General features: G+C 71.4%; 12 protein-coding genes. 8 read left to right on the top strand and 4 right to left on the bottom strand.

Annotated features, from left to right (window positions below; translation table 11 throughout):
• Positions 1-51 precede the first annotated feature (51 nt).
• The 5 genes from ACIHIX_RS06290 (at position 52) to ACIHIX_RS06270 (ending at position 5,287) form a co-directional block, all read left to right on the top strand.
• Positions 52-1,644: an AMP-binding protein gene (locus ACIHIX_RS06290; RefSeq protein WP_399950513.1), complete on the top strand. Its 1,593-nt coding sequence runs from the start codon at positions 52-54 to the stop codon at positions 1,642-1,644.
• Between the two features lie 15 nt (positions 1,645-1,659).
• Complete coding sequence (locus ACIHIX_RS06285) at positions 1,660-2,472, top strand: PaaX family transcriptional regulator C-terminal domain-containing protein (protein ID WP_399950510.1); 813 nt, start codon at positions 1,660-1,662, stop codon at positions 2,470-2,472.
• Positions 2,473-2,607: 135 nt separating this feature from the next.
• On the top strand, positions 2,608-3,171 hold the full coding sequence (gene cysC, locus ACIHIX_RS06280; RefSeq protein WP_399950508.1) for an adenylyl-sulfate kinase: 564 nt from the start codon (positions 2,608-2,610) through the stop codon (positions 3,169-3,171).
• A complete protein-coding gene (gene cysD / locus ACIHIX_RS06275; protein ID WP_399950505.1) occupies positions 3,168-4,070 on the top strand; it encodes a sulfate adenylyltransferase subunit CysD in 903 nt (300 codons plus the stop codon). The genes cysC and cysD overlap by 4 nt, the downstream gene beginning before the upstream one ends.
• A gap of 2 nt (positions 4,071-4,072) precedes the next feature.
• Complete coding sequence (locus ACIHIX_RS06270) at positions 4,073-5,287, top strand: sulfate adenylyltransferase subunit 1 (protein WP_399950502.1); 1,215 nt, start codon at positions 4,073-4,075, stop codon at positions 5,285-5,287.
• A 19-nt stretch (positions 5,288-5,306) separates the two neighbouring features.
• Here the strand turns inward: ACIHIX_RS06270 and ACIHIX_RS06265 are convergent, their stop codons facing one another.
• Both ACIHIX_RS06265 and ACIHIX_RS06260 read right to left on the bottom strand, forming a co-directional pair.
• Positions 5,307-7,691 carry a bifunctional salicylyl-CoA 5-hydroxylase/oxidoreductase gene (locus tag ACIHIX_RS06265; RefSeq protein WP_399950499.1) on the bottom strand — a complete coding sequence of 795 codons (2,385 nt, stop codon included), beginning with the start codon at positions 7,689-7,691 and terminating at the stop codon, positions 5,307-5,309.
• Entirely contained in the window at positions 7,676-8,503 is an 828-nt protein-coding gene (locus tag ACIHIX_RS06260) for an enoyl-CoA hydratase family protein (RefSeq protein WP_399950496.1), read from the bottom strand. Before ACIHIX_RS06260 ends, ACIHIX_RS06265 begins: the two co-directional genes overlap by 16 nt.
• A gap of 286 nt (positions 8,504-8,789) precedes the next feature.
• On the opposite strand from ACIHIX_RS06260, the gene ACIHIX_RS06255 reads away from it, so the two are divergent.
• Positions 8,790-9,242, top strand: coding sequence for an ATP-binding protein (locus ACIHIX_RS06255; RefSeq protein ID WP_399950493.1), 453 nt, complete (start codon positions 8,790-8,792; stop codon positions 9,240-9,242).
• A gap of 33 nt (positions 9,243-9,275) precedes the next feature.
• Here the strand turns inward: ACIHIX_RS06255 and argF are convergent, their stop codons facing one another.
• Positions 9,276-10,289, bottom strand: a complete 1,014-nt coding sequence (gene argF / locus ACIHIX_RS06250; protein ID WP_399950490.1) for an ornithine carbamoyltransferase — start codon at positions 10,287-10,289, stop codon at positions 9,276-9,278.
• A gap of 94 nt (positions 10,290-10,383) precedes the next feature.
• The gene (locus tag ACIHIX_RS06245; RefSeq protein ID WP_399950487.1) at positions 10,384-11,607 is read right to left on the bottom strand and encodes an arginine deiminase; all 1,224 of its coding nucleotides are present in this window, start codon (positions 11,605-11,607) and stop codon (positions 10,384-10,386) included.
• A gap of 119 nt (positions 11,608-11,726) precedes the next feature.
• On the opposite strand from ACIHIX_RS06245, the gene ACIHIX_RS06240 reads away from it, so the two are divergent.
• Together ACIHIX_RS06240 and ACIHIX_RS06235 are read left to right on the top strand one after the other, a co-directional pair.
• Entirely contained in the window at positions 11,727-12,899 is a 1,173-nt protein-coding gene (locus ACIHIX_RS06240; protein WP_399950484.1) for an SPFH domain-containing protein, read from the top strand.
• Positions 12,896-13,786: a hypothetical protein gene (locus tag ACIHIX_RS06235; protein WP_399950481.1), complete on the top strand. Its 891-nt coding sequence runs from the start codon at positions 12,896-12,898 to the stop codon at positions 13,784-13,786. The genes ACIHIX_RS06240 and ACIHIX_RS06235 overlap by 4 nt, the downstream gene beginning before the upstream one ends.
• Positions 13,787-13,844: the final 58 nt, after the last annotated feature.

The following is a 13,844-nucleotide window of genomic DNA, read 5'->3' as shown; positions in this document are numbered from 1 at the left end:
GCCCACCCACGACGCCCACAAGGCAGGCCACCAGGCAAGGGGGCACCCGCCATGAACGTCTCGGCGCACGTCGACACCTTCGCGCGCGACCATCTCCCGCCGCCCGACCAGTGGCCCGAGCTCCAGTTCGAACTCCCCGAGCTGCGGTACCCCGATCGGCTGAACTGCGCGGCCGAGCTGCTGACAGGCCCGCCCGACGACCGCCCGGTGTTCCACACCCCGTCCGGCGACACCTGGACGTACGGCACCCTGCGCGCCCGCGTCGACCGGCTCGCGCATCTCCTCACCGGCGACCTCGGCGTCGTACCCGGCAACCGTGTCCTTCTGCGGGGGCCCACCACCCCGTGGCTCGCGGCCTGCTGGCTGGCCGTGCTGAAGGCGGGGGCGGTGGCCGTGACCGTGCTGGCGCAGCAGCGGCCGCACGAGCTGGCCACGATGTGCGAGATCGCCCGGATCAGCCACGCCCTGTGCGACATCCGCGCCGTGGACGACCTCGCCAAGGCCGAGATACCGGGGCTGCGGATCACGACGTACGGCGGTGACGCCCCCGACGACCTGCTGAACCGTACGGCGCCGGACGCCCCGTACCCGGCCGTGGCGACCGCGGCCGACGACGTGGCGCTGATCGCCTTCACCTCCGGCACCACCGGGCGCCCCAAGGGGTGCATGCACTTCCACCGGGACGTGCTCGCCACAGCCGACACGTTCTCGCGGCATGTACTGCGGCCCGGCGCGGACGACGTCTTCGCCGGCAGTCCGCCGCTCGGGTTCACCTTCGGGCTCGGTGGGCTCGTGATCTTTCCGATGCGGGCCGGCGCCAGTGCCCTGCTCCTCGAACAGGCCGGACCCAAGCAGCTGCTGCCCGCGATCGCGGAGCACCGGGTCTCGGTGCTCTTCACCGCGCCGACGGCGTACCGCGCGATGCTCGACGAGCTGGCCGCGTACGACACCTCCTCGCTGCGCCGCTGTGTCTCCGCCGGTGAGAACCTGCCCGCCGCCACCTGGGAGGCGTGGCACGAGCGGACCGGGCTGCGGATCATCAACGGCATCGGCGCGACCGAGCTGCTGCACATCTTCGTCTCGGCCGCCGACGAGCGGATCCGGCCGGGGACGACCGGGGTGCCGGTGCCCGGCTGGCACGCGCGCGTGGTCGACGAGGAGGGCCGGGACCGCCCCGACGGGGAGCCGGGGCTGCTCGCCGTACGGGGGCCGGTCGGGTGCCGCTATCTCGCCGATCCGCGGCAGGGCGAGTACGTCCGCTTCGGCTGGAACATCACCGGTGACACCTACGTCCGCGAGAGCGACGGCTACTTCCGGTACGTCGCCCGCGCGGACGACATGATCATCTCGGCCGGGTACAACATCGCGGGCCCGGAGGTCGAGGACGCCCTGCTGCGGCACCCGGACGTGGTGGAGGCCGCGGTCGTGGGGCGGGCCGACGAGGCACGCGGACAGGTCGTGGTGGCGTACGCCGTCGTCAAGGAAGGTGCCGAGCGGGACACCGAGGCGCTGCGGGCGTTTCTGAAGTCGGAGCTGGCGCCGTACAAGTGTCCGCGCGAGATCGTCCTCCTGGACGCGCTGCCGCGCACGGCCACCGGCAAACTCCAGCGGTTCAGACTGCGTACCGAGGGTGACCAGCAGTGATACCGACGACCTAAGATGATCAACGTGTCCGACCAGCATGCACCACGGTCTCTCATCGTCACGCTCTACGGCGCCTACGGCCGCTTCGTGCCCGGCCCGGTACCGGTCGCCGAGCTGATCCGGCTGCTCGCCGCGGTCGGCGTGGACGCGCCCTCCGTCAGATCCTCCGTGTCCCGGCTCAAACGCCGCGGACTGCTCGTGCCGGCCCGTACCGCACAGGGCGCGGCCGGGTACGAACTCTCCCCCGACGCCCGTCAGTTGCTGGACGACGGCGACCGGCGCATCTACGCCGTCGCACCGCCCGAGGACGAGGGCTGGGTGCTCGCCGTGTTCTCCGTCCCGGAGTCGGAGCGGCAGAAGCGGCACGTACTGCGCTCGCGTCTTGCCGGGCTGGGGTTCGGGACCGCGGCACCGGGTGTGTGGCTCGCGCCCGCGCGGCTGTACGAGGAGGCCCGGCACACCCTGGAGCGGCTGCGCCTCGATGCGTACGTCGACCTCTTCCGCGGCGACCACCTCGGCTTCGCCGCCACCGCCGACGCGGTAGCCCGATGGTGGGACCTGGCGGCGATCGCCAAGGAGCACGACGCCTTCCTCGACCGGCACGCGCGCGTGCTGCACGCCTGGGAGGGCCGCGAGGACACCCCGCCCGAGGAGGCCTACCGGGACTACCTCCTCGCCCTGGACTCCTGGCGCCACCTGCCCTACACCGACCCCGGTCTGCCCGCCCGGCTGCTCCCCGAGGACTGGCCGGGCAGCCGCTCGGCGGAGGTGTTCCGGGGGCTGCACGCGCGACTGCGGGACGCGGGCGCCGCTTTCGTCGGCGTGTGAGTCGGATGAACCCGTGTGACCTCACGCACAACACAGGTAGCTAAGGGAACCCTCAGGTTCCTCTGTCCCTCTTCTCAAGTTTCTTACCTACCGTCCCTCGGGTCGTCTATAGGTAAGTGAAGAGGACTGTTGCGCATGACCACCACGGCAAGGGCCTGTCGTCCGGCTCGGGGAGCCACCGTCTGGCTCACGGGGCTGCCGAGCGCGGGCAAGACCACGATCGCCCGGCACCTCGGTGAGCGGCTGAAGGCCGAGGGACATCGCGTGGAGGTCCTCGACGGCGACGAGATACGCCGCTTCCTCTCCGCGGGCCTCGGCTTCTCCCGCGAGGACCGCAACACCAACGTGCAGCGCATCGGCCTGGTCTCCGAGGTCCTCGCCCGCAACGGAGTCCTGTCCGTGGTCCCCGTCATCGCCCCCTACGCCGACAGCCGCGAGGCGGTCCGCAAGCGGCACGAGGCGAGCGGTACGCCGTACATCGAGGTGCACGTCGCCACTCCGGTCGAGGTGTGCAGCGAGCGGGACGTGAAGGGCCTGTACGCGAAGCAGGCCGCGGGCGAGCTGTCGGGCCTGACGGGCATCGACGACCCGTACGAGACGCCGGTGGACGCGGCGCTGGTCCTGGAGACCCAGTCGCAGACCCCGAAGGAGTCGGCCGACGCGGTGTACGCCGTGCTGGCGGAGCGGGGGATCGTATGAGCGACTTCGCTCTCTCGCACCTGGACGCGCTGGAGTCCGAGGCCGTGCACATCTTCCGTGAGGTGGCGGGTGAGTTCGAGCGGCCGGTGATCCTGTTCTCCGGCGGCAAGGACTCCATCGTCATGCTGCACCTGGCGCTGAAGGCGTTCGCCCCGGCGGCGGTCCCCTTCTCACTGCTGCACGTGGACACCGGGCACAACTTCCCCGAGGTACTTGAGTACCGGGACCGTACGGTGGCTCAGCACGGGCTGCGGCTGCATGTCGCGTCCGTGCAGGACTACATCGACCGGGGGGTGCTCAAGGAGCGCCCGGACGGGACCCGTAACCCGCTCCAGACGCTGCCGCTGACGGAGAAGATCCAGGCGGAGAAGTTCGACGCGGTCTTCGGCGGTGGTCGCCGGGACGAGGAGAAGGCCCGCGCGAAAGAGCGGGTGTTCTCGCTGCGCGACGAGTTCTCGCAGTGGGACCCGCGCCGCCAGCGCCCCGAACTGTGGAACCTCTACAACGGACGGCACGCTCCCGGCGAGCACGTCCGCGTGTTCCCGCTCTCCAACTGGACCGAGCTGGACGTCTGGCAGTACATCGCCCGCGAGCGGATCGAGCTGCCGGAGATCTACTACGCGCACCAGCGTGAGGTCTTCCGGCGCGGCGGGATGTGGCTGACCGCCGGTGAGTGGGGCGGGCCCAAGGCCGACGAGACCGTCGAGAAACGGCAGGTCCGCTATCGCACGGTCGGCGACATGTCCTGCACCGGCGCGGTGGACTCCGACGCCGACACCATCGAGAAGGTGATCGCCGAGATCGCCGCGTCCCGGCTCACCGAGCGCGGCGCGACCCGCGCCGACGACAAGATGTCCGAGGCCGCGATGGAAGACCGCAAGCGCGAAGGGTATTTCTAGACATGACCGTCAACACGACCGTTGACACGCTTCGGTTCGCCACCGCCGGTTCCGTCGACGACGGCAAGTCCACCCTCGTCGGCCGGCTGCTGCACGACTCCAAGTCGGTCCTCACCGACCAACTGGAGGCCGTGGAACGCGCCTCCGCGTCGCGCGGCCAGGAAGGCCCCGACCTCGCGCTCCTCACGGACGGCCTGCGCGCCGAGCGCGAGCAGGGCATCACCATCGACGTGGCCTACCGCTACTTCGCCACCGCCAAGCGCCGGTTCATCCTCGCCGACACCCCCGGCCACGTGCAGTACACCCGCAACATGGTCACCGGCGCCTCCACCGCCGAACTGACGATCGTCCTGGTCGACGCCCGCAACGGCGTGGTCGAGCAGACCCTCCGCCACGCGGCCATCGCCGCACTGCTGCGCGTCCCGCACGTGGTCCTCGCCGTCAACAAGATGGACCTCGTCGGGTACGAGGAGAAGGAGTTCGAGCGGATCGTCGAGGACTTCGCCGGTCACGCCGCCGAGTTGGGGCTGCCCTCCTTCACGCCGATCCCCGTCTCCGCGCTCGTCGGCGACAACGTGGTGGACCGCTCGACGCACATGGACTGGTACGAGGGACCGGCGTTGCTGGAGTTCCTGGAGAACGTGCCGGTGGGCGTCGAGGCCGTGGACGCGCCCGCCCGCTTCCCTGTCCAGTACGTCATCCGGGACGGCGAAGTCCGCCACTACGCGGGCCAGTTGGCGTCGGGCGCGCTGCGCGTCGGCGACCGGGTGACCGTCCACCCGTCCGGCGAGACCTCCGAGATCACCGGCATCGACGTGCTCGGCGTCCCCACGGAGGTGGCTTACGCGCCGCAGTCCGTCGGGGTGCGCCTCGCCGATCAGCGGGACGTGTCGCGCGGCGACATGATCACGGCCGGGGTCGACGTCCCGGCGCTCACCCGGGACGTCCGGGCGGCGGTCTGCCATCTGGCCGACCGTCCGCTGCGGGTCGGCGACCGCGTCCTGGTCCGGCACACCACGCGGACGGTCAAGGCGATCGTCCAGGACCTGGGCGAGGCGGCCGAGTTGACCGCGAACGACCTCGGTCGCGTGGTGCTGCGCACGGCCGAGCCGCTGGCCCTGGACGACTACGCGGTCTCCCGGCGCACCGGCGCGTTCCTCCTGATCGACCCGGCGGACGGGGCGACGCTGACGGCCGGAATGGTCGAGCTTCCCTGATCCCTCTCTGTGAACGCCCTCAAGTCCCCAGCGTCAGGCGGGGCTTGGGGGCGTCCGTGCGTCCGGTCCGGGGCGGCCGACTGCCCGCCCGGTACGGGGCCGGCCAGGTGACGCCGGGTCCGTCGTAGCCCTGCTCGGCTGCGGCGTGCAGGGTCCAGTGCGGGTCGTAGAGGTGAGGGCGGGCGAGGGCGCACAGGTCGGTGCGCCCCGCCAGGATCAGGGAGTTGACGTCGTCCCAGGAGGAGATCGCGCCGACCGCGATCACCGGGATGCCGGTCTCGTGGCGGATCCGGTCCGCGAAGGGCGTCTGGTACGACCGCCCGAACTCCGGCCGCTCCTCGGCCACGACCTGCCCGGTCGACACGTCGATCGCGTCGGCGCCGTGCGCGGCGAAGGCGCGGGCGATCTCGACGGCTTCCTCGGCCGAGGTGCCACCGTCGGCCCAGTCGGTGGCGGAGATCCGGACGGTCATGGGCCGCTCGTCCGGCCAGACGCCCCGGATGGCGTCGAAGACCTCCAGGGGGAAGCGGAGCCGTTTCGCGAGCGTGCCGCCGTAGGCGTCGGTGCGGTGGTTGGTGAGCGGGGAGAGGAAGCCGGAGAGCAGATAGCCGTGCGCGCAGTGGAGTTCGAGGAGGTCGAAGCCGGCGCGGGCGGCCCGCCAGGCGGCCGCGGTGAACTGCTCGCGAATGTCGGTGAGTTGGGCGCGGGTGAGTTCGCGCGGGGTCTGGTTGGCGGGCGCGTACGGGAGCGCGGACGCGGCCACGAGGGGCCAGTTGCCGTCGGGCAGCGGCTCGTCCATGCCTTCCCACATCAGCTTGGTCGAGCCCTTGCGGCCGGAGTGGCCGAGCTGCACGCCGATCGCGGTGCCCGGCGTCCGTGCGTGCACGAAGTCGGTGATCCGCTTCCATGCCTCGGCCTGCTTGCCGTTGTAGAGGCCGGTGCAGCCGGGGGTGATCCTGCCCTCCTCGCTCACGCACACCATCTCGGTCATCACCAGCGCCGCACCGCCGAGCGCCCGCGCGCCCAGGTGGACGAGGTGGAAGTCGCCGGGGAGGCCGTCGGTGGCGGAGTACATGTCCATGGGCGACACCACGACCCGGTTGCGCAGGGTCAGTCCGCGCAGCCGGAACGGGGTGAACATCGGGGGCGTACCGGGTGGGCAGCCGAACTCGCGCTCCACCGCGCCGGTGAAGTGGGCGTCGCGCAGGCGCAGGTTGTCGTGGGTGACGCGGCGGCTGCGGGTGAGGAGGTTGAACGCGAACTGGTGCGGCGGCTGGTCGAGATAGCGGCCGAGGTTCTCGAACCACTCCAGGCTGGCGCGGGCGGCGCGCTGGGTGGAGGCGACGACGGGTTTGCGTTCGTCCTCGTACGCCTGGAGTGCCGTGGGCAAATCCGGTTGCTCCTCCAGGCAGGCGGCGAGGGCGAGGGCGTCCTCGACGGCGAGCTTGGTGCCGGAGCCGATGGAGAAGTGGGCGGTGTGGGCGGCGTCGCCGAGCAGGACGGTGTTGTCGTGGGACCAGTGTTCGTTGACGACCGTGCGGAAGGTGGTCCAGGCCGAGTTGTTGGAGCGCAGCGGCCTGCCGCCGAGGGCGTCCGTGAAGAACTTGGCGCAGCGGTCGAGGGACTCCTGGGCGTCGAGTTCCGCGAAACCGGCGGCCTGCCAGACGTCTTCGCGCATCTCGACGATCACGGTGGAGGCGTCGGGCGCGTACGGGTAGCCGTGCAGTTGCATCACGCCGTGTTCGGTCTCGGCGATCTCGAAACGGAAGGCGTCGAAGGCGAAGTCGGCGGCGAGCCAGATGTAGCGGCAGCGGTGGGTGGTGACGTGGGGACGGAACAGCTGCCTTCGGGACTCGCGGGTGGCGCTGTTGACTCCGTCGGCGGCGATGACGAGGTCGTGGGTGCCGGCGAGGTCGGGTGGGGCCTCGGTGCGGAAGCGGAGGTCCACGCCGAGGTCGCGGCAGCGGGTGTGGAGGATCTCCAGGAGGCGTTTGCGCCCTAGGGCGGCGAAACCGTGTCCTCCGGAGGTGTGGCGGGTTCCCCGGTGGACGATGTCGATGTCGTCCCAGCGGACGAAGTCCTGCTGGAGGGCGGCGTAGACCACGGGGTCGGCGTGTTCTATGCCGCCGAGGGTTTCGTCGGAGAGGACGACTCCGAAGCCGAAGGTGTTGTCGGGGGCGTTGCGTTCCCAGACGGTGACTTCGCGGGAGGGGTCCAGGCGTTTCAGCAACGCTGCCGCGTAGAGGCCGCCGGGGCCTCCGCCGATGATCGCCACATGTAGGGGGTGGCTTGTGTGGATGCGCGACTGCGGGCTCGTCGTGGCTGGTCGCGCCCGCGCGGCGGTAGCCGCAAATTCAACACAGCCCCGCGCCCCTGGGGGCGTCATGGTCACCGGCCTTGCCATTTCGGGGTCCGCTTCTCCTTGAAGGCCTGGTGGAACTCCGCGTAGTCCTCGCCGTTCATCAGCAGCGCCTGTGTCGACGCGTCCAGTTCCACCGACGCCGCCAGGGGCATGTCCAGCTCTGCTGTGAGCAGGGCCTTCGTCTGGGCGTGGGCCAGGGCGGGGCCGTCGGCCAGGCGGCGGGCCAGGGACTGGGCTGCCTCGTCCACCGCGCCCTCGTCCGCGAGTGCGCTGATCAGGCCGATGCGTTCGGCCTCCGGTGCGCGGACCGGCTCGCCCAGCATCAGCAGGCGGGTCGCGTGGCCCAGGCCGACCACCCGTGGGAGCAGGTAGGCCGCGCCCATGTCGCCGCCGGACAGGCCCACGCGGGTGAAGAGGAAGGCGAAGCGGGCCGTGGGGTCGGCCACCCGGAAGTCCGCGGCGAGAGCGAGGACCGCCCCCGCGCCGGCCGCCACTCCGTGCACCGCGGCGATCACCGGGAACGGGCACTCCCGTACCGCCCGCACGACCTGCCCCGTCATCCGGTTGAAGTCGAGGAGCTGGGCCGTGTCCATCGACAGGGTCGCGCCGATGATCTCGTCGACGTCGCCGCCGGAGCAGAAGCCGCGTCCCTCGCCGGCCAGGACCAGGGCCCGTACCGAGCGCTCCCGGGAGAGCTCGGCGAGGAGGTCGCGCAGGTCGGCGTAGGCGCCGAAGGTGAGCGCGTTGAGCTTGTCGGGGCGGGCGAGGGTGACGGTGGCGACGCCCGCGGTCAGCTCCACCCGCAGATGCTCCCAGTGGGCGGTTCGGGCGGCGGAGCCGGTGAAGGGACTCATGCGTGCGGCCTCCCCAGGTGAGGTGCGCTCTGTCCTTCGAAGTTATCACTCATCTTTGACCGTCGTCACGAGTGCGCGATAGCACGACTCCGGTCTGACCTGAACACGTCCCGTCCGTCACGAGTCGTCGACAGCGCCGTAACGGCGGGAGCAGCCGTGCGAGGCGGGGCGTTGTGAGGGGTAAGCCGCCCGGTAGCGGGGCCGAAGGTCCCGCACGGTGCCCGTCGGACGCCTCTGCCGGGTGGCGCCGTACCATTCATAAGGTTGAAAGCAGGACAGCCTGCTCATGAACGGAACCGCCTTGCAAGAACGCCCCCCAGCCTCCGCCTCCTGGCGCATCGCGCTGCCGCACTCCGCCGCTGCGGTGCCTGTGGCGCGTGCCCTGGTGCGGACGGCGCTCGCCGATCTGGAGCACGGGGCCGACTGTGACACCGCTGAGCTGCTGACGGCCGAGCTGGTCGCGAACGCCGTCGAGCACACCGCCGGGGACTCCCCGATAGAGCTGGTCGTCGAGCTGCTGCCGAGCTGCTGTCAGGTGGAGGTGCACGATCCGGACCCGGCGCCGCCGGGTGATCTGACCCGCCCGCACGGCGGGGAGCCCGACCCCTGGCAGGAGCACGGGCGTGGCCTGCTGCTGATCCGCGCGCTCAGCTCGTCCTGCGGGCACCGCCCCACCGAGTCCGGCAAGGCGGTGTGGTTCAGGCTGCCGGTGGTGCCGGCGCAGTGGCGTCCGGCGTGATCCGCCCGGCCTGACCGCGGGGACAGGGCCCGTTCAGGCCAGCGTCGCCACCAGGACCGCCTTGATGGTGTGCAGCCGGTTCTCCGCCTCGTCGAAGACGACCGAGTGCGCGGACTCGAAGACCTCGTCGGTCACCTCCAGCGAGTCCAGGCCATGGCTGTCGTAGATCTCCTGCCCGACCTTGGTGCCCAGGTCGTGGAAGGCCGGCAGACAGTGGAGGAACTTCACGTCCGGGTTGCCGGTGGCACGCAGCACGTCCATCGTCACGGCGTACGGCTTCAGCGCGGCGATCCGGTCGTCCCAGACCGCCTTGGGCTCACCCATGGAGACCCAGACGTCGGTGGCGACGAAGTCGGCGCCGCGCACACCCTCCTCGACGGACTCGGTGAGCATGATGGCGGCCCCGCTGTCCACGGCGAGCTGACGCGCCCGCTCCACGACGTCCTGGTCGGGCCAGTAGGACTTCGGGGCGACGATCCGGACGTCCATGCCGAGCAGGGCGCCGGTGATCAGGTAGGAGTTGCCCATGTTGAAGCGGGCGTCGCCCAGGTAGGCGAGGACGAACCCGTCGTTGACCAGGTCCTTGCTGCTGTGCTCGGTCATCGTCAGCACGTCGGCGAGCATCTGGGTGGGGTGCCAGTCGTCGGTGAGACCGTTGTAGACGGGGACACCGGCGTACGCGGCCAGCTCCTCGACCTTCTGCTGGCTGTCCCCGCGGTACTCGATGCCGTCGTACATCCGGCCGAGCACGCGCGCGGTGTCCCGTACGGACTCCTTGTGGCCGATCTGCGAGCCGGAGGGGTCGAGGTACGTCGTCGAGGCGCCCTGGTCGGCGGCGGCGACCTCGAACGCGCAGCGGGTGCGCGTCGAGGTCTTCTCGAAGATCAGCGCGATGTTCTTGCCCTGGAGGTACCGCGTCTCGGTCCCGGCCTTCTTGGCGGCCTTCAGCTCCGCGGCCAGCTCGACCAGCCCGAGGAACTCCTCCTCGGTGAAGTCGAGCTCCTTGAGGAAGTGACGCCCGGCGAGGGCAGTGGGGACGATCGCCATGGGGGCGCTCCAGAGATACGGGGGACACGAACTCCTGGAAGTCTATACGACGCCCAGCATTTATATACAGCCCTCTGTACGACTATACGGTCGGCTATACGGCCGACCGTTCGACCGGACAGCTCATACAGCGCGGCCCGCCCCTCCCCCGCCCCAGCTCGCTGCCCGGGATCTCGATGACCTCGATGCCCTGCTTGCGGAGGTGGGTGTTGGTGGTGGCGTTGCGTTCATAGGCGACCACGACGCCCGGTTCGACGGCCAGCACGTTGCAGCCGTCGTCCCACTGCTCCCGCTCGGCCGCGTGCACGTCCTGCGTGGCGGTCAGCACCCGGATCTCGTTCAGCCCGAGCGCGGCGGCGATCGCGCGGTGCATGTGCTCCGGCGGATGGTCGGTGACCTTCAACTCCTTGTCGCCGACGCCCGGTTCGATGGTGTACGAGCGGAGCATGCCGAGCCCGGCGTACTGGGTGAAGGTGTCGCCGTCGACCATGGTCATCACGGTGTCGAGATGCATGAAGGCACGCCGCTTGGGCATGTCGAGGGCCACGATCGTCTGCGCCGAGCCGGCCGCGAACAGCTTGTGCGCGAGCATCTCGACGGCCTGCGGGGTGGTGCGCTCGCTCATGCCGATGAGGACGGCACCGTTGCCGATGACCAGGACGTCCCCGCCCTCGATGGTGGACGGGTAGTCGGCCTGCCCCTCGCTCCAGATACGGAACGTCTCGTCGCGGAAGAGGGGGTGATGGCGGTAGATCGCCTCGAAGTGGACCGTCTCGCGCTGCCGGGCGGGCCAGCGCATGGCGTTGACGGAGACACCGTCATAGATCCAGGCGGAGGTGTCACGGGTGAAGAGGTGGTTGGGCAGGGGGGCGAGCAGGAAGTCGTCGAGGTCCATGACATGGAAGCGGACGGAGACCGGTTCCTCGTGCGCGTCGAGGAACTCCCGTTTCGTCATGCCGCCGACCAGAGCCTCGGCCAGCTCGGGCGCGGGGAGGGTCTCGAAGGCGGCGCGGAGATGGTCGGTGGCGAGGACGCCGTACTCCTTCTCGTCGAAGACCCGGTCCAGGACGAGAGTGCGGGCCGCCGGGATCGCCAGGGCCTCGGTGAGCAGGTCGCCGAACAGGTGGACGGTGACGCCCCGGTCGCGGAGCACGTCCGCGAACCCGTCATGCTCGGCGCGCGCCCGGCGCACCCAGAGCACGTCGTCGAAGAGGAGGGCGTCCTTGTTGCTGGGGGTGAGCCTTTTGAGCTCGAGATCCGGCCGGTGCAGGATGACGCGGCGCAGCCGCCCGGCCTCGGAGTCGACATGGAATCCCATGACTCCATCCTGACCACCGACGACCGTATTCACCCCCTGCTTGACCACTTCCCTTTCTCGTCCTCTTGACGATAAACGGGCCCCCGGTTTATCGTCGTCCGGACGACAAGGGGGCTCTCGTGGCCGACATCACCCGGCGCCTGGGCTGGCGCCATCTCCGTGGCGCACCGACCGCGCACATCCGGCACCACCGCGGCGGAAAGCTGCTGCACGACGGGCCCGGGCTGAGCTTCTGGTTCCGCGCGCTGACCGCCGCGCTCTCCGAGGTCCCGGTCGACGACCGCGAGTTGGCGATGACCTTCCATGCCCGGACGTCCGACTTCCAGGACGTGACGGTCCAGGCGACGGTCACCTACCGGATCAGCGACCCGGCCCTCGCCGCCGGCCGCCTGGACTTCTCGGTCGACCCGGACACGGGCGCGTGGCGCGGCACCCCGCTGGAACAGCTCGGCACCCTGCTCACCGAGACCGCTCAGCAGCACGCCCTTGACGTCCTCGCCCGTACGTCGCTGTCGGCGGCACTGGTGGACGGGGTGACGGCGGTACGGGAACGGGTCGCGGCGGGGCTCGCGGCGGAGCCGCGCCTGCCGGCCACCGGCATCGAGGTGGTCGCGGTGCGCGTGGTGGCCCTGCGCCCCGAGCCGGAGGTGGAGCGGGCCCTGCGCACCCCCGCCCGGGAGCAGATCCAGCAGGAGGCCGACCGGGCGACGTACGAACGGCGGGCGGTGGCGGTCGAGCGGGAGCGGACGATCGCCGAGAACGAACTGGCCAGCCAGATCGAACTCGCCCGGCGCGAGGAACAGTTGGTCGAACAGCGCGGCACGAACGCCCGCCGAGAGGCCGAGGAGCACGCGGCGGCCGACGCGGTACGGGCCGGGGCGGAGGCGGCCCGCTCGGTGAAGCTTGCGGAGGCCGAGGCTGCGCGGTCGGTGAAGCTGGGCGAGGCGGAAGCGGCGCGGTCGGTGAAGCTCGCGGAGGCCGAGGCGGCACGGTCGCTCAAGCTGGGCGAGGCGGAGGCCGCCCGGTCGCTCAAGCTGGCGGAGGCCGAGGCGGCGCGGTCGGTGCGGTTGGCTCGCGCCGAGGCCGAAGGTCTGCGTGAGGTGGGCGAGGCGCGGGCCCAGGCGCAGGCGGCGTGGCTGCGGGTGCACGCCGACGTCGACGTGGCGACCCTGCACGCCCTCACCGGCACCCGGCTGGCGGAGAACCTGCCGCAGATCGACAGCGTCACCATCTCGCCGGACGTCCTGACCGGTCTGCTCGCCCGGCTCGGCGCCCCGAGGGACCCGGCGTGAGCCTCGCGCCCCGGGTCGTGCTGGTCCACCGCACCACGGAGTACGAGGAGTTGGTGGCCCACCACGGCACCCACGGCCAGGCCGCGTTCTTCCTCTCCTCCCGCGGCCGGGACATCGGGGAACTGGCGGACCGCCACCGCCGGACCCGCGCCGCGCTGGCGGAGGTGACGGCGGCGATCCCGCTGACCTGGCGTCAGAGCCGGGTGGAGCGGCGGGACCTGGACCGCTTCCTGTTCGCGCCGGAGGACGTCGTGGTCGTGGTCGGCCAGGACGGGCTGGTCGCGAACGTCGCCAAGTACCTCGCCGGACAACCGGTGCTGGGCGTGGACACCGACCCCGGCCGCAACCCCGGGGTGCTGGTGCGGCACCGGCCGTCGGAGGCGGCCCGGCTGCTCCCGGTCGCGGACCGGGAGGTCGTCGAGCTGACGATGGTGGAGGCCGTGGCCGACGACACCGAGCGGCTGCTCGCCCTCAACGAGATCTACCTGGGCGCCGCCGGCCACCAGACCGCCCGCTACCGCCTGGGCCTCGACGGCGACGGGGGTGTCGCCGAGGCCCAGGCCTCCTCCGGCGTGCTGGTGGGCACGGGGACGGGCGCGACCGGCTGGCTGCGGTCGGTGTGGCGGGAGCGGGGCGCGGAGCTGCGGCTCCCGGGCCCCGCGGAGGAGCGCCTGCTGTGGTTCGTCCGCGAGGCATGGCCCTCGCCCGCCACCGGTACCTCCCTGGTGGCGGGCGAGTTGACGGCCTCCGCCCGGCTGCGGCTCACGGTCGAGTCCGAGCGGCTGATCGCGTTCGGGGACGGCATGGAGGCCGACGCGCTGGAGCTGACGTGGGGGCAGTCGGTACGGGTGGGGGTGTGCCGGGAACGGCTGCGGCTGGTGGGGTGACCGGGCCCCGAGGGCCCGGTCGCGTCACAGCCACGGGGCGGGCCCGGCGCCGCCCCGC

Origin of the sequence: Streptomyces sp. NPDC051913 (assembly GCF_044593635.1) — a bacterium.
GTDB lineage: Bacteria > Actinomycetota > Actinomycetes > Streptomycetales > Streptomycetaceae > Streptomyces.
Note: the sequence above shows the minus strand (reverse complement) of the source record. Positions and strands in the feature narration are given on the sequence as shown.